At 72.4% G+C, this 14,865-nt stretch carries 14 protein-coding genes; 9 read left to right on the forward strand and 5 right to left on the reverse strand.

The window, feature by feature from the left end:
* Positions 1-115: 115 nt before the first annotated feature.
* Positions 116-895, reverse strand: a complete 780-nt coding sequence (gene rlmJ / locus P2H44_RS19425) for a 23S rRNA (adenine(2030)-N(6))-methyltransferase RlmJ (protein WP_275766137.1) — start codon at positions 893-895, stop codon at positions 116-118.
* Between the two features lie 30 nt (positions 896-925).
* A complete protein-coding gene (locus tag P2H44_RS19430) occupies positions 926-1,624 on the reverse strand; it encodes a CDP-alcohol phosphatidyltransferase family protein (protein WP_275766139.1) in 699 nt (232 codons plus the stop codon).
* Between the two features lie 269 nt (positions 1,625-1,893).
* Between P2H44_RS19430 and P2H44_RS19435 the strand changes: the two genes are divergently transcribed.
* The 6 genes from P2H44_RS19435 (at position 1,894) to P2H44_RS19460 (ending at position 7,629) form a co-directional block, all read left to right on the forward strand.
* The gene (locus P2H44_RS19435; RefSeq protein WP_275766140.1) at positions 1,894-2,820 is read left to right on the forward strand and encodes an N-carbamoyl-D-amino-acid hydrolase; all 927 of its coding nucleotides are present in this window, start codon (positions 1,894-1,896) and stop codon (positions 2,818-2,820) included.
* A 36-nt stretch (positions 2,821-2,856) separates the two neighbouring features.
* On the forward strand, positions 2,857-3,468 hold the full coding sequence (locus P2H44_RS19440) for a flavin reductase family protein (protein WP_275766142.1): 612 nt from the start codon (positions 2,857-2,859) through the stop codon (positions 3,466-3,468).
* A gap of 20 nt (positions 3,469-3,488) precedes the next feature.
* Positions 3,489-4,436 carry a dihydrodipicolinate synthase family protein gene (locus tag P2H44_RS19445; RefSeq protein WP_275766143.1) on the forward strand — a complete coding sequence of 316 codons (948 nt, stop codon included), beginning with the start codon at positions 3,489-3,491 and terminating at the stop codon, positions 4,434-4,436.
* Positions 4,433-5,893: a dihydropyrimidinase gene (gene hydA, locus P2H44_RS19450; RefSeq protein WP_275766145.1), complete on the forward strand. Its 1,461-nt coding sequence runs from the start codon at positions 4,433-4,435 to the stop codon at positions 5,891-5,893. Before P2H44_RS19445 ends, hydA begins: the two co-directional genes overlap by 4 nt.
* Positions 5,890-6,543 (forward strand): aspartate/glutamate racemase family protein, encoded by a 654-nt coding sequence (locus tag P2H44_RS19455; RefSeq protein WP_275766148.1) that lies wholly within the window; start codon positions 5,890-5,892, stop codon positions 6,541-6,543. The genes hydA and P2H44_RS19455 overlap by 4 nt, the downstream gene beginning before the upstream one ends.
* Positions 6,544-6,675: 132 nt before the next feature.
* On the forward strand, positions 6,676-7,629 hold the full coding sequence (locus P2H44_RS19460; RefSeq protein WP_275766151.1) for a trypsin-like serine protease: 954 nt from the start codon (positions 6,676-6,678) through the stop codon (positions 7,627-7,629).
* A 41-nt stretch (positions 7,630-7,670) separates the two neighbouring features.
* Here P2H44_RS19460 and trxC read toward each other — a convergent pair whose 3' ends face one another.
* The gene (gene trxC / locus P2H44_RS19465) at positions 7,671-8,105 is read right to left on the reverse strand and encodes a thioredoxin TrxC (protein ID WP_275766154.1); all 435 of its coding nucleotides are present in this window, start codon (positions 8,103-8,105) and stop codon (positions 7,671-7,673) included.
* Between the two features lie 114 nt (positions 8,106-8,219).
* Positions 8,220-8,549, reverse strand: a complete 330-nt coding sequence (locus P2H44_RS19470) for a hypothetical protein (protein ID WP_275766157.1) — start codon at positions 8,547-8,549, stop codon at positions 8,220-8,222.
* A 172-nt stretch (positions 8,550-8,721) separates the two neighbouring features.
* Here P2H44_RS19470 and P2H44_RS19475 point away from each other — a divergent pair, with 172 nt between their 5' ends.
* Positions 8,722-9,624 carry a cyclase family protein gene (locus tag P2H44_RS19475; RefSeq protein WP_275766159.1) on the forward strand — a complete coding sequence of 301 codons (903 nt, stop codon included), beginning with the start codon at positions 8,722-8,724 and terminating at the stop codon, positions 9,622-9,624.
* Between the two features lie 91 nt (positions 9,625-9,715).
* Entirely contained in the window at positions 9,716-11,224 is a 1,509-nt protein-coding gene (locus P2H44_RS19480) for a GMC oxidoreductase (RefSeq protein ID WP_275766162.1), read from the forward strand.
* Between the two features lie 302 nt (positions 11,225-11,526).
* Here P2H44_RS19480 and P2H44_RS19485 read toward each other — a convergent pair whose 3' ends face one another.
* On the reverse strand, positions 11,527-13,005 hold the full coding sequence (locus tag P2H44_RS19485) for an amidase (protein WP_275766165.1): 1,479 nt from the start codon (positions 13,003-13,005) through the stop codon (positions 11,527-11,529).
* A 209-nt stretch (positions 13,006-13,214) separates the two neighbouring features.
* Between P2H44_RS19485 and P2H44_RS19490 the strand changes: the two genes are divergently transcribed.
* Complete coding sequence (locus P2H44_RS19490; RefSeq protein WP_275766168.1) at positions 13,215-14,855, forward strand: tetratricopeptide repeat protein; 1,641 nt, start codon at positions 13,215-13,217, stop codon at positions 14,853-14,855.
* The last annotated feature ends 10 nt before the right edge of the window (positions 14,856-14,865 follow it).

Raw genomic sequence — 14,865 nt, forward strand, 5'->3', positions numbered from 1 at the left:
CCCTCGCCCCGCGGCCTGCAATCCGGGGGCGGCGATGCGCAGGGCCGGCGCGCCGGGCTCGACCCGGGGCCTCCTGCGTCTGCGCTTGCGGCCCGCGCGCGGATCGCGCCCCCGCTCAGCCCTTCAGGGCGGCGAAGCGCTTGGCGAGGTCGCGGGCGGCCTCCTCCCACCCCCAGGGCGGGTTGGCGAGCCAGAGGCCGGAGCCGATCATCCGGTGCCCCTCCCGCGCGGGGGGGAAGCGGACCTCGGAGCGGGCCACGCCCTCGGTCCCCATCGCGTCGAGCTTCGCCGTCAGCTCGCGATGCGCGCCCGAGGCGAGGATCGGGTACCACAGCATCAGCACCCCCACCGGCCACTTGCGCCGGATCCGGGCCAGGAACTCGGGCGTCGCCGACCACTCCGACTTCACCTCGTAGGAGGGGTCGATCAGCAGCACGCCGCGGCGCGGCTCGGGCGGGGTCAGCGACATCGCGAGCGAGGGGCCGTCGGCGTCGTGGATCTCGGCGGTGGGCAGCGCGTCGCGCAGGGCCTCGACCTCCTGCGGATGGCGCTCGGCCAGCACGATGCGGTCGTCGCCGCGCAGCAGGGTGCGCGCGATCAGGGGCGAGCCGGGATAGGCGTCGGGGCCGCCCAGCCGGCGCGCCTCGGCCAGCGCCTTCGCATAGGGATGATCGGGGGCGAACCACCGCTCCATCCGCGCGACGCCGGCCGCGGCCTCGCCGGTCTTGCGCGCCTCGGGGCCGGAGAGGTCGTAGAGCGCGCGGCCCGCGTGCGTCTCGAAATAGGTCAGGGGCTTGGGCTTGCGCGCCAGGTACTCCAGCGCCAGCGCCAGCAGGGCGTGCTTGTGCACGTCGGCGGCGTTTCCGGCGTGGTAGGCGTGCTGGTAGGACAGCATTCTGGGAACGCTCGCAGGTCTGGGCGCGCCTCAGCGGCGCAGGGCCTCGGTGATCTGCTGGGCCATGCCGGCGCCGAGCAGGTAGAGGCTGGTGACCACGATCCCGGTCTGCACGAACAGGCCCGGATCGAAATGCGCCAGCGCCGCCCAGCAGCCGAACACGGTCCACAGGATCGCCATCGGCAGCGAGACCTTGCGCCAGCGCACGGTGCGCACCGGGTGGATGAACTTCAGCGGCGCGAACATCGCCGCCGCCAGCACCGTGATCACCGCCATGATCACCCCGGTCGAGGGGGTCAGCGCGAACAGCACCAGCACCACCATGTTCCAGCAGCCGGGGAAGCCCAGGAAGCTCTTGTCCCCGGTCTTCATCCAGCTTCCCGCGAAGTAGAGGCCTGACGAAAAGGTGATCCCGATCAGCGCCACCCAGGCCCAGACGCCGGGCAGGATCCCGCTCTGGAACAGGGCGTAGGCCGGGATGAAGACGTAGGTCAGGTAGTCGATGATCAGGTCGAGCACCACGCCGTCGATGTGCGGGGCGTGGGTGCGCACGTCGTACTTGCGCGCCAGCGGCCCGTCGATTCCGTCGACGGCGAAGGCCACCACCAGCCACAGGAACATCTGGTTCCAGTTCTCGTCGACCGCCGCCAGCAGGGCCAGCATGGCGAACACCGCCCCGGTGGCGGTGAGAAGGTGGACGGACAGGGCGCGAAGCGAAGACGTGGTCATCCCTACTCTATACTGCACCGAGCGCGATTTGTAAGGCGCGGCCTTCGTCAGGGAAGCTTCGGGATGTGGGATGCGGGCCCATTCTCCGGCGCCGCGCCCGGCGCACGGCCCGCGGCGTTCGGACCGTCGACCTGCCGCCCGGCTGTGGCTAGGGTCTTGTCCAGACCATTCCACACCGGGAGCCCCCCGCCCGGCCGCGCCGCCGCCGTCCCACGCCGCCGCCGCCGCCGCCCGCCGGGCGAAGGCCCCCGCTCCAGCGGAGGGGACGCATGCGCGTCATCAAGATCGGCGGCGCCCAGATGGGCCCGATCCAGTTGGCCGACGACCGTGCCGCGGTGGTGGCGCGGATGATCGCGCTGCTCGACCAGGCGGCGGCCGAGGGCTGCGGGCTGGTGGTGTTCCCCGAACTGTGCCTGACCACCTTCTTCCCCCGCTGGAAGGAGCATGAGGCCGACATCCCCTCGTTCTACGAGGACGCGATGCCCAACGCCGCGACGCAGCCGCTGTTCGACCGCGCCAGGGCCCACGGGATCGCGATCAGCTTCGGCTACGCCGAGCGCACGCCCGAGGGGCGGCGCTTCAACACCTCGATCCTGACGAACCGCGCGGGCGAGATCGTCGGAAAATACCGCAAGGTCCACCTGCCGGGGCATGTCGAGTACGACGACGCCCGCAGCCACCAGCACCTCGAGAAACGCTATTTCGAGCCGGGCGACCTCGGCTTTCCCGTCTGGCGCAACGAGGGCGCGGTGATGGGCATGTGCATCTGCAACGACCGCCGCTGGCCCGAGACCTGGCGGGTGATGGGCCTGCAGGGGGTCGAGCTGGTCGTGCTGGGCTACAACACCCCCTCGGTGAACGCCGAGATGGCGGGGGAGGGGCTGGAGAAGCGCCTCTATCACTCCGAGCTCTCGATCGCCTCGGGCGCCTACCAGAACGCCTGCTGGGCGGTCGCGGTCGCCAAGGCGGGGGACGAGGACGGGCACCCGCTGATGGGCGGCTCGATCATCGTCGATCCCGACGGCTTCGTGGTGGCCCGCGCGCGGACCGAGGGCGACGAGCTGATCACGGCCGAGGCCGACATGGACGCCTGCGCCTTCGGCAAGTCCACGATCTTCGACTTCGCCCGCCACCGGCGGATCGAGCACTACGGCCGGATCACCGCCCAGACCGGCGCCACCCCGCCCGAGGGCTGAACCCTCCCGCCGCCCCCCAAACCGCCTGAGGCCCCCATGCTGATCGACTTCGACGGGCTCGACCCCAAGCTGCGCTACAAGCTGATGTGCGGCGCGGTGATCCCGCGCCCCGTGGCCTGGATCACCACCCAGGGCCGGGACGGCACCGTCAACGCCGCCCCCTATTCCTTCTTCAACATCTTCGGCGAGGATCCGGCCCTGGTGGTCGTGGGCCTGGGCCACAAGGCGAACGAGCCCAAGGACACCACCCGCAACATCCTCGAGACCGGGGAGTTCGTGGTGAACATCCCCTCGCTGAGCCAGATCGACGACATGGTCGACAGCGCCGCCGTCTATCCCGCCCATCGCGGCGAGCCGGACGTGCTGGACCTCGCGCTCGCGCCCTCGGCCAAGGTGGCGCCGCCCCGGCTCGCCGACTGTCCGGTGGCGCTGGAGTGCCGCAAGATCACCGGCCTGACCTTCGGCCCCACGCGCGAGCTGCTGATCGGCGAGGCGGTGGCGCTGCAGGCCCGCGACGGGCTGGTCGACCCCGAGACGCTGCGCTTCGACTGGCAGGGCGACTTCCCCATCGCGCGCCTCTTCGCGGACCGCTACGGTCGCATCGAGGAGATCGAGCCGCGCCCGATCCCCAAGCCGAAGCCCGAATGAGGCCGCCAGGGAGAACCGACATGCCCGCCATCGACCGCCGCACCGCCGGCGTCTACGTGATCGCCGCCACGCCCTTCGACGACGATGGATCGCTGGACCTGGGCAGCGTCGACAGCCTGGTGGACAGCTACGTCTCCGCAGGCTGCGACGGCATGACCATCCTGGGCGTGATGGGCGAGGCGATGAAGCTCTCGGCCGACGAGAGCCGGGAGGTGATGCGCCGCTTCCTCGCCCGCGCGCCAGAGGGCTTCGGGACCATCGTCGGCGTCTCGGCCCCCGGTCTCGACAACCTCGCGCGCCTGGGGAAGGAGGCGATGGACGCCGGCGCCGCGGGCGTGATGATCGCCCCGATCCCCAGCCTCGCCACCGAGGAATCGGTCCTGAACTACTACGCCCAGGCCTGCGCCATGCTGGGCGAGGACGTGCCGGTCTGCTTCCAGGACTATCCGCAGCTGACGGGGGTGAAGGTCTCGGCCGACACGATCCTCGAGCTGACCCGCCGCCACCCGCAGATCGTGATGCTCAAGCACGAGGACTGCCCGGGGCTGAACAAGCTGACCCGCGTGCGGGAGGGGTCGGGGACCGAATCCACCCCGCGCCTGTCGATCCTGTGCGGCAACGGCGGCCTGCACCTGTGCCAGGAGATGGCCCGCGGCGCCGACGGCGCGATGACCGGCTTCGCCTTCCCCGAGATGATGGTCGACGTCGTGCGCCTGTTCGCCGAGGGCAAGCCGGACGCCGCCGAGGACCTGTTCGACGCCTGGCTGCCGCTGGTGCGCCACGAGGTGCAGCCCGGCCTCGGCCTCGCGCTGCGCAAGGAGACGCTGCGCCGGCGCGGCGCCATCAAGTCCGCCAAGGTCCGCGCGCCGGGCCCGAAGCTGACCGCCGCCGACCTCGCCGAACTCGACCGCCTGATCGCCCGCGCCGAGGCGCGGGTCCCCGCCGCCGGAGGAAGACTAGCCGCATGACCCTGGACCTCGTCATCAAGGGGGGGACGGTCGCCACCGCCTCCGACGTGTTCGCCGCAGACGTCGGCGTGAAGGACGGGCGCATCGTGGCGATGGCCGAGAGCCTGGAGGCGCCCGACGTCATCGACGCCTCGGGCAAACTGGTGCTGCCGGGCGGGATCGAGGCCCACTGCCACATCGCGCAGGAGAGCGCCGCGGGGATCATGACCGCGGACGACTACTACACCGGCTCGGTCTCGGCGGCCTTCGGGGGGAACAGCTCCTTCGTCCCCTTCGCCGCCCAGCACCGCGGCATGGGCGTGACGCAGACGCTGGACCTCTACGACGGCCGCGCCGCGCCGAACTCGGTGATCGACTACGGCTACCACCTGATCGTCGCCGACCCGACCGAGAAGGTCCTGACCGAGGAGCTGCCGGCGGCGTTCGAGCGCGGCGTGACCTCCTTCAAGGTCTTCATCACCTACCCGCTGATGAAGATCGAGGACCGCCAGTTCCTCGACATCCTCGCCGTCGCCAAGGCCCACGGCGCGATCACCATGGTCCATGCCGAGAACAACGGCATGATCGAGTGGATGGGCGAGCGGCTGATGGCGGCCGGCCACACCAACCCGCGCTTCCACGCGCCCTCGCACCCCGCGCTGGCGGAAGAGGAGGCGATCCACCGCGCGATCTGCCTCGCCAAGCTGGTCGACGCGCCGCTGGTGATCGTGCACGTCTCCACCCCCGAGGGCGCCGAGATCGTGCGCCGCGCCCGCGCCGACGGCGCCAAGGTCTGGGCGGAGACCTGCCCGCAGTACCTCTTCCTCGACAAGTCGGACCTCGACCGGCCGGGGATGGAGGGGGCGAAGTTCATGTGCTCCCCGCCCGTGCGCGACGCCCGCACCCGCGAGGCGCTGTGGAAGCACCTGCAGACCGGCACCTTCACGCTCTGGTCGTCGGACCACGCGCCCTATCGCTTCGACGAGACCGGCAAGCTCTCGAACGGGCCGGAGGCGCCGTTCAAGAAGATCGCCAACGGCATGCCCGGCATCGCGCTGCGCCTGCCGCTGCTGTTCTCGGAAGGCGTGAACGCCGGGCGGATCTCCTTGCAGGACTTCGTGGCGCTGTCCTCGACCAACGCCGCGCGCCTCTACGGGATGCACCCGAAGAAGGGCGCGATCTGCATCGGGGCGGACGCCGACATCGCCATCTGGGACCCGAAGCTGACCCGCACCGTCACCGCCGCCGACCAGCACGACGCGATGGACTACACCCCCTTCGAGGGGATGAGCCTGACCGGCTGGCCCGTCACGGTGCTGAGCCGCGGCCGCCGCATCGTGGAGGGCGGGGAGCTGAAGGCCGAGCGCGGCTCGGGCGCCTACATCTCCCGCGGGCTGCCCGAGATGACAGGGCGGCCCGGCTACAAGGCCCCGGAACTCGACCCGGCCCACAACTTCGGCGCGGAGATCGCCCCATGAGCCGCACTTTCGGCCCCATCGTCGTCGTGAACCCCAACTCCAACGAGGAGGTGACCGAGGGCATGCGCGAGGCGCTGGCCGGCTTCGCGCTGCCCGGCGGCCCGGCCATCGAATGCGTGACCCTGACCGAGGGCCCCTTCGGCGTGGAGACGCAGGAGGACTCGGACAGCGTGGTCATGCCGCTCGCCCGCATGGCGAAGGAGCGGACCGACGCCTCGGGCTTCGTCATCGCCTGCTACTCCGACCCGGGGCTCGAGGTCTGCCGCTCGGTCGCCTCCTGCCCGGTGTTCGGGATCCAGGAATCGGCGGTGCTGACGGCGATGTCGCGGGCGGACCTGTTCGGCTCGATCGCGCTGTCGCCCAAGTCGATCCTGCGCCACCGCCCCTACATGCGCCGCATGGGGGTGCTGGGGCGGCTGGCGAACATCCGCCCCCTGAACATGTCGGTGGCCGAGAGCCACGCGCCCGAATCCTTCCCCCGCATCGTCGAGGTCGGCGAGGCGCTGAAGGCCGACGGCGCCGGCGCGATCCTGCTGGGCTGCGCGGGCATGGCCGGCCACCGCGCCGCGCTGGAGGCGGCGCTGGGCGTGCCGGTGATCGACCCGGTGCAGGCCGCGACCGGCATGGCGCTCGCCCAGGCCCTCGTCTGAGGGCGGGGCGCGTCACGGCTTGGAAATCACGGCGGCCGCAGCGCTATTCCCATTGCCGCGGCCGCGCGCGCCCGTGTAGCTGAAGGGCAAGGGGGAGGGCGTCGCCGGCGCCCCGGACGCGTAGGGGGTCCCATGTTTGCAGGTCTCAAGTCGCTCGCGGTCGCGGCGGGTCTCGCGGTTGCGGCCGGTCCGGCCGCGGCCATCGTCATCAACGATCCGGCCGGCGAGGCCCGGATGCTGGAGCTCGCGGCCGAGCACACCTCGGTCGTGCGCCTGACGGTGGACGACGGGCTGCAATGCTCGGGCTCGCTGATCTCCTCGACCACGGTGCTGACGGCGAAGCACTGCGTGGACAACGGCGGCGGCGGCGTGATCGCGGCCACGCGGTTCGACGTCGACTTCGTGCTGGGCGACGGCACGCTGGGCGACACCCGGACGGTGGACGCGATCTCGATCCTCGGCTCGCTGCCCTTCGGCTTGATCGACGGAACCGACCTCGCGCTGCTGACGCTGACGACGCCGATCCTGGACTTCGCGCCGCTGCGCCTGTTCGGCGAGGATCCGACGGACCTGGTCGCGACCATGGTCGGCTATGGCGACCACGGGGTGGGGAGCGCCGGGCGCCTGAACGATTACGACGGCAAGCGCCGGGCCGCGACCAACGTCGTCGACCTCTACGGCGAGGCCGCGGGCACGGGCGGCGCCGGCGCGAACATCGTCAACACCGACTTCGACGACCCGCTGGGCACGTCGAACACCCTGTCGGCCTGGGGCAGCTCGTCCGACATGCAGACCGACGAGGGCACCACGGCCCCCGCCGACAGCGGCGGGCCGCTGCTGGTCGCGATGGGGTCGGAGTGGCTGATCGCCGGCGTGCTGTCGGGCGGCACCACCGCGAACAGCGTCTACGGCGACATCTCGTGGTGGACGGGCGTGATCTCCGACCAGGCGCGCAGCTTCATCGAGGGCGGGGGCGGCGTCTTCGCCGTCGCCACGGCCGTGCCGCTGCCGGCGGGCGGTCTGCTGATGCTCGCCGGCCTCGCGGCGCTGGGCATGGTCGGGCGGCGGGGGGCGCGACCGGCCTGAGCCGCCGCCCGGCCCTCATCCCCCGACCCTTGCGCCCCGGCTCAGGCCGGGGACAGCGCGCCGGCCCAGTCCACGATCTTCGCCGCGGGCTGCGCGCCGGCCTGGCGCTTGGCCTCGCGTCCGCGGTGGAAGGCGATCAGCAGCGGGATGCCGCGGATGCCGTAGCGGGCGCCCGCCTGGGGAAAGGCCTCGGTGTCCAGCTTGGCGAAGCGCGCCCGACCCTTGAGCGCCTGGGCGGCCTTGGCGAACTCGGGCGCCATCATCCGGCAGGGGCCGCACCAGGCGGCCCAGAAGTCCACCACCAGCGGCAGCTCGTCGGTGCGCGCCGCCTTCTCCAGCACCTCGAAGGAGACGTCGACCGGCGCCCCCGAGACGAGGCCCGCGCCGCAGACGCCGCATTTCGGGCCCGCGCCCAGCTTCTCCTCCGGCACGCGGTTGGCCTGCCCGCAGGCGAGGCACGTCAGCTTGATCCCCATCGCCGCTCTCCATGCATTCGAAATCCGTGATGCATTTAGGAAGCCCGCGCCCCCGCCCCAAGCGTCCGGGGTCGGGGCGGGGCGGATTTTTTAGCGCGGCGCGCGCGGCGCCGCTCAGGCCGGCAGCTCGGCCGGCTCGCCGTCCACGCGCACTTCGCCCGCGACGTTGTCCACCACCACGTGGCAGTCGTAGATCGTCAGCGTCGGGCGGGTTCCGAAGCGGCTCTCCATCCAGGCGGGCCACTCGTCGTTGAACCAGGCCTCGGCGTTCTCCTTGGTGTCGAACATGTAGACCCCGCCGCCCCCGGCCTCGCCGTTGAGATAGTGCTTCGAGATCAGGCCCTTCACCTCCCGGTAGATGGGGGCGGACTTCAGCCCGCCGGCGATGGCGGCCTCCCTGGGGGACTTGGGGCTGCGCGGGATCTGCACGAGCGCGATGATCATGGTCGTCTCCTCCGGCTGTCGCCCGGGCGCACGGGCGGCGCCCGTCATGCGACGGTTGATGCGCGGCCATGGGCCGGGCATGGTGACCGTCCGGCAGGTTGGATCAACAAGACGGCGTCCGCAACGCCCGCGTCCTCCGCCGGGGAGGAAGACCGCCAGGGAAGGAGCGCCCGTGACCGCCTGCGTTCACGATCATTCGTCATGGCCCGCCGCCGACGCGCTGGGCGCGTGCCGCCTGCTGACCCCGCAGGTGACGCTCGCCGCGTTGTCGCTGGTGGTCGAGGGCCGGGTGCTGGATCTCGGCCAGGAGACGATGGCCGACGCGCCGCGCATCCCGCCGAACCAGACGCCCTACGTGATGTCGATGTCGGCCCGCTCCGCCTCGACCCTGCGGGCGCGCCGGGCGATGGGGGTGGAGAACGAGGTCGGCTCGAACCTCGAGCGGGTGGGCATGACCATGCACGTGGGCACCCATATCGACGCGCTGGGCCATTTCACCATCGGCGACCGCATGTTCGGCGGCCGCAGCGCCGAGGAGGTCGTGGCCGACCGCGGCCTGACCGAGCTGGGCGTCGAGCAGATCCCCCCCATCGTCACCCGCGCCCTGGTCCTCGACCTCGCCGGCCTCGACGGGGGCGAGTTCCTGGAAGCCGGCCGCCCGATCAAAGCGGCGGACCTCGAGGCGTGGAGCGCGCGCGCCGGCCTCGCCCCCCGCGACGGCGACGCCGTGCTGATCCGCACCGGCTGGGGGCGCTTCTACATGACCGACAATCCCCGCTACGTGGCCGGCGAGCCCGGGATCGACCTCGGCGCCGCGCGCTGGCTGACCGAGCGCGGCGTGGTCGCCATCGGGGCCGACACCATGGCGGTCGAGGTCCTGCCGGGGACCGAGCATCCGCGCATCCTGATGCCCGTCCACCAGCACTGCCTGGTCGAGGCGGGCGTGCACCTGATCGAGAACATGGCGCTCGACGGGCTGGCGGCGGAGGGGGCGGGCGAGGTCTGCTTCATCGCCGCCGCGCCGAAGTTCACCGGCGCCACCGGCGCGCCCCTGCGCCCGCTGGCGCTGGTCTGAGACGTCGCCGCGCCCCCGCGTGCGCGACGCGCGGCCGCCGAACCGGAAGGAATCCCTCCATGACCACCCTCCACCGCCCCGAGGCCCCGAGATGAGCGAGCCGATCTGGGACGTCGTCGTCATCGGCAGCGGCTTCGGCGGCTCGATCACCGCGGCCCGCCTGACCGAGGCCGGCGCCCGCGTCCTGCTGCTGGAGCGGGGGCCCTGGTGGGACACGGTCCCGACCCGCTCGATGGGCATCAAGTCGCGCGCGCCGTTCCCGCGGGGCCTGGGCATGCTGCGCCGCGCCGTGCGCACGGTGAACGGCGACCGGGTGCCGACGGGCCGCCTGACCTTCAACAAGCGCGGGATGCTGGAGTTCTTCTGGTCGCCGGGGATGGAGGTGATCTGCTCCTCGGGCGTGGGCGGGGGCAGCCATGTCTACTCCGCCGTCCACCGCCGCCCGGCCGCGCCCGACTACTGGGACGGCCATGTCGAGGAGATCTCCGAGGAGAGCATGGCGCCCCACAACGCCGCCTTCCTCGCGCGCATCCAGTCGACCAAGCCCGGCGAGAACAACCGTCCCCCCGGCACCTCGCGCGAGCGCTTCCACAACCATCCCGGCGTCGAGCCGGTGATCCCCAAGGTCGAGGTGCGCACCGGCTTCCTGCTGCCGGAGGATCCGGCGAACCCGAAGAAGATCGTGGACGAGAACGGGGTGGAGCGGTGGGAATCGGACTACTGGTCCAACGACAACGGCTTCCTCGGCTCGCCCTCGGGCGCGAAGTCCTCGCTCGACATCCGCTATCTCGCGCCGGCGCTGAAGAAGGGGCTGGAGGTGCGCGACCTGGTCGAGGCGCGCACGATCCGCGCCACCGGCGAGGGCGACGCGCGCTACGCGGTCGTCGCGCGCGACCTGCGCACGGGCCGGACGCTGCGGCCGCGGGCGCGCACGGTGATCGTGGCGGCGGGGACGATGAACACCCTGCGCCTGCTGCTGACGAGCGTGGCGGCGGGCGACCTGCCGCCGATCCCCGGCCTGGGGCGGCGCTTCTCGGGCAACGGCGACATGCGCGGGTTCTGGGACGTGAACGAGCCCGGCTCGGACCTCACCCTCGGCCTGCCCTCCAAGGGCGGGATCTGGCTGCGCGGGGCCGAGGAGCCGCGGGTGGCGATCGGGCTCAACAACCTGCCCAGCCTCGACCACTGGCCGATCCCGCGGAAATGGCGCGAGCGGCTCAAGCGCGGCTCCGTCGCCTCGGCGATGGGGGTGGACGCGGCCGACGGGGTGGTGCGGCTGGAGGGGGGGAAGCTGAAGATCGACTTCGACCCCTCGAACAGCCCGATCTACGCGCGCGTCTACGAGACGATGCAGCAGCTGGCGCGGGAGGCCGGGGGCACGATGCGGATGGGCAAGCGCCCCTCCAGCGTCCACCCGATGGGCGGCGCCTGCCTGGGCGCGCCCGAGGCGGGGGGCGTGGTGGACGCGGCCGGGCAGGTCCACGGCCTGCCGGGCCTGCACGTCGCCGACGCCGCCGCCCTGCCGGCCCCCACCGCCGCGCCGCCCACCCAGTCCATCGCCGCCTGGGCCGAGAACGTGGCCGCCCGCCTGACCGCCTAGCGGCGAGCCGCGGGCTTGTCGCGGGGGGCGGACACTTGCGTCTGCCGCCCGGGCGCCGCTTTCGCTCAAGGAGGGGGCGACCCGGGCTTGACCCGGGGCCTACGTCGCCCGTCTGCGGACGGTGCGGCGCGGCCCGACGCGACGACCGCCCGCGTCCGGCGCGGCGACGCTCCCTCCTGCGCCCGGGGTCGGGGGCAGGGAAGAGGCCCCGGCTCAGGGCCGGGGCGCCCGTGGGGCGGGCGAGGGCGCGGGATCCCTCGGGGCGCCGGCGCGGGACCCGAAGGCCCGCGGCGCGGCGCGCCTCAGCCGGCGGTGGTCACGTGCACCGCGGGCTTCGCGCCGCCGTGCCAGTCGCCGCCCATCGACCGCTCCACCTGCGCCGCCAGCTGCAACAGCAGACCGTCGTTCCCCTGCGCCGCCTGCAGGTGCATGCCCAGCGGCAGGCCGTTGGCGTGGCGCGCCATCGGGATCGACAGGCCCGGCGTCCCGCACAGGTTGTTCAGCGGCGTGTAGGCGAAGAAGCCCCACAGGTTCTGGAACCACGCCAGCGGCGAGGGCTCGTCGGTCGTGGTCAGGTACTCGGTCGTGCCGATCGGCGGCGTCTCGCGCGCGGTGATCGGGGTCAGGATCACGTCCCAGTCCAGGAAGAACTCCCCGAAGGCGCGGGAGGTGTCGTTGAACGCGTACTGCATGTCCGAGCGCTCGGTGAAGGAGGCGTCCTTGCCCTCCTCCCAGATGCGGATGTTCATCGGCTCGATCAGGTCCGCGGGGGGCTTCTCCAGGCCGCGGGCGCGGAGCAGGTTGTTCACCGTCTGCGCGAACTGGGTGATGTAGCAGGTGGTCTGCGCGGCGTAGGCCTTGTCGAAGTCCACCGTGGGCACGACGAATTCGACATGGTGGCCGAGGTCCGCGAAGACCTTCGCCACGCGCTCCAGCTCGGCGACGATGTGGGGGGAGGCGCTGTAGGGCCCCCACTCATGGCTCACCGCGATCTTCAGGGGCCTGGGGTCCTGCTCGATCATCTTCAGGAACGGGGTCTCGGGCGTCCAGTAGGGCATGTACTCGCCCGGCGCCCCGCCGCGACAGGCGTCCACGAAGGCGGCCGTGTCGCGCACCGTGCGGCTGAGGCAGCCCTGCGTGGACACCGGCGCCGCGTAGTCCGAGGCATAGGGCGCGACCGAGAAGGTCCCGCGGGAGCTTTTCAGCCCCACCAGCCCGCAGACGCCCGAGGGGATGCGGATCGAGCCGCCCCCGTCGGTGCCGTGCCCCATCGGGAACACCCCCGCCGCGACCGAGGCCGCGGTTCCCGCCGACGACCCGCAGGAGGTGAAGTCCGTGTTCCACGGGTTGCGGGTGACGTAGACGGCCGGGTTCTCGGCCGAGGAGCAGCAGCCGAACTCGGGCGTGGTGGTGCGCGCCATGATGTTCAGGCCCGCGCCCTTGATCTTCGTGGTCAGGAACGCGTCCGCGGTCGGCCGGTTGCCCTTCATGAAGAGCGAGCCCTGCTCCTGCAGGCGCCCCGCCACGGTGGGGCCGAGGTCCTTCATCGGGAAGGGGACGCCGGCGAAGACGCCGTCGAGGTTCGTGCCGCCCGAGGCCGCGTCGGCCACCGCGTCGTCGAAGCACTCGATCACCGCGCTGATCTGCGGGTTCACCCGGGCCGCGCCCTCGGCAGCCTGCGCGGCCAGCTCCTCGGGCTTCACCTCGCCGGCGCGCACCAGCTCCGCCAGTCCCAACCCGTCGCGCGCGGACCATTCGTCCCAGCTCAGCACCGTGCTCACGTCGTCTCCAGTCGTCGCTTGGAGGCGGCCGGGGCCCGGCCGCCGGTAGATTGAACCCGTCCGCATGATGCGGCGGCGCGGCGCGGGACGAAAGCCCGGTCCCCTGCGCTCAATTCGCCCGTATCGCGAGGGTTCCGCAGCGTCGCCCGCCGCGCGGAACGATGCTAGGCTTCCCCCTTGCGGGATGCGAGCGAAAGGGGGGGCGCGGGATGCGCAGGTACGATCTGGGAACCTACGGCCGGCCGGGCGCCTCGGCCGACGACGAGGCGCAGGCCTGGTTCGACCAGGGGTTGGTCTGGACCTACGCCTACAATCACGAGGAGGCGGTGGCCTGCTTCGGCGCCGCGCTCGACCGCGATCCGGGCTGCGCGCTGGCGCACTGGGGCGTCGCCTATGCGCTGGGCCCCAACTACAACAAGCCGTGGGAGGCGTTCGAGCCCGACGAGAAGCCCGACTGCCTCGCCCAGGCCCGCGCCGCGATCGAGGCGGGGCTCGCCTGCGCGAAGACGGACGTGGAGCGCGCGCTGCTGGGCGCGCTCGCCGCCCGCTACCCCGAGGATGCGGGGATCGAGAGCTTCGAGCCCTGGAACGACGCCTTCGCCGCGGCGATGCGCAAGGTCCACCAGGCGCATCCCACGGACCTGGACGTGACGGCGGTCTTCGCCGAGTCGATCATGAACCGCACGCCCTGGCAGCTGTGGGACCTCGGGACCGGCAAGCCCGCCGAGGGCGCCGACACCGCCGAGGCCATCGCCGTGCTCGACCGCGCGTTCGAGAGCCTGCCCGGCGCCTGGGCGCACCCGGGCCTTCTGCACATGTACATCCACCTGATGGAGATGTCCCCGCACCCCGAGCGGGCGCTGCGCCACGGCGACGCGCTGGTGGGGCTGGTGCCCGACGCGGGCCACCTGGTGCACATGGCGACCCATATCGACGTGCTGTGCGGCGACTACCTCAACGTGGTGGTCCGCAACCAGGCGGCGGTTGCGGTGGACCGCAAGTATCTGGCGCACCGGGGGGCCGAGAACTTCTATTCCGTCTACCGCTGCCACAATCATCATTTCGTGGTCTACGGCGCCCTGTTCCTGGGCCAGCCGGCGCCCGCGCTCGCGGCCGCCGACGAGCTGATCGCCTCGCTGCCCGCCGCCACCCTGCGCCCCATGGCCGACTGGTTCGAGGGCTTCGTGCCGATGCGCCAGCACGTGCTGGTGCGCTTCGGCATGTGGGAGGAGATCCTGGCGCAGGAGCTGCCGGAGGACGCGGAGCTGTTCTGCGTCACCGCCGCGATGATGCGCTACGCCCGGACGCTGGCGCTCGCGAACCTCGGCCGGGCGGCGGAGGCGGAGGCCGAGCTCGCCGCCTTCCAGGCCGCCCGCGCCGCGGTGCCGGAGAGCCGGATGCTGTTCAACAACACCTGCCGGGACATCCTGGCCGTCGCCGACCGCATGGCCCATGGCGAGGTCGCCTATCACGCCGGGCGCCATGACGAGGCCTTCGCGTTGCTGCGCGAGGCCATCGCGCTCGACGACGGGCTGCCCTACGACGAGCCCTGGGGCTGGATGCAGCCGGTGCGCCACGCGCTGGGCGCGCTGCTGCTGGAGCAGGGCCGGACGGAGGAGGCCGAGGCCGTCTACCGCGCCGACCTCGGCATGGACCCGACCCTCGCCCGCGCCTGCCAGCACCGCGACAACCTGTGGAGCCTGCACGGGCTGGTGGAATGCCTCGAGCGTCGGGGCGCCGACGGGACCGGCGAGGGCGTGCTGCTGCGCCACAAGCTGGAGCAGGCGGTGGCGCGCGCCTCGGTCCCCGTGCGCGCCTCCTGCTTCTGCCGGGGGCGCCGGGCGGCCTGAGCCTTCGGCT

The organism is Albimonas marina (assembly GCF_029223255.1).
Taxonomy (GTDB): domain Bacteria; phylum Pseudomonadota; class Alphaproteobacteria; order Rhodobacterales; family Rhodobacteraceae; genus Albimonas.

Excerpts from the sequence above, each read along its gene's own strand:
- rlmJ (WP_275766137.1), bottom strand. The coding sequence starts at position 895 with ATGCTGTCCTACCAGCACGCCTACCACGCCGGAAACGCCGCCGACGTG.
- P2H44_RS19430 (WP_275766139.1), bottom strand. The coding sequence starts at position 1,624 with ATGACCACGTCTTCGCTTCGCGCCCTGTCCGTCCACCTTCTCACCGCC.
- P2H44_RS19435 (WP_275766140.1), top strand. The coding sequence starts at position 1,894 with ATGCGCGTCATCAAGATCGGCGGCGCCCAGATGGGCCCGATCCAGTTG.
- P2H44_RS19440 (WP_275766142.1), top strand. The coding sequence starts at position 2,857 with ATGCTGATCGACTTCGACGGGCTCGACCCCAAGCTGCGCTACAAGCTG.
- P2H44_RS19445 (WP_275766143.1), top strand. The coding sequence starts at position 3,489 with ATGCCCGCCATCGACCGCCGCACCGCCGGCGTCTACGTGATCGCCGCC.
- hydA (WP_275766145.1), top strand. The coding sequence starts at position 4,433 with ATGACCCTGGACCTCGTCATCAAGGGGGGGACGGTCGCCACCGCCTCC.
- P2H44_RS19455 (WP_275766148.1), top strand. The coding sequence starts at position 5,890 with ATGAGCCGCACTTTCGGCCCCATCGTCGTCGTGAACCCCAACTCCAAC.
- P2H44_RS19460 (WP_275766151.1), top strand. The coding sequence starts at position 6,676 with ATGTTTGCAGGTCTCAAGTCGCTCGCGGTCGCGGCGGGTCTCGCGGTT.
- trxC (WP_275766154.1), bottom strand. The coding sequence starts at position 8,105 with ATGGGGATCAAGCTGACGTGCCTCGCCTGCGGGCAGGCCAACCGCGTG.
- P2H44_RS19470 (WP_275766157.1), bottom strand. The coding sequence starts at position 8,549 with ATGATCATCGCGCTCGTGCAGATCCCGCGCAGCCCCAAGTCCCCCAGG.
- P2H44_RS19480 (WP_275766162.1), top strand. The coding sequence starts at position 9,716 with ATGAGCGAGCCGATCTGGGACGTCGTCGTCATCGGCAGCGGCTTCGGC.
- P2H44_RS19490 (WP_275766168.1), top strand. The coding sequence starts at position 13,215 with ATGCGCAGGTACGATCTGGGAACCTACGGCCGGCCGGGCGCCTCGGCC.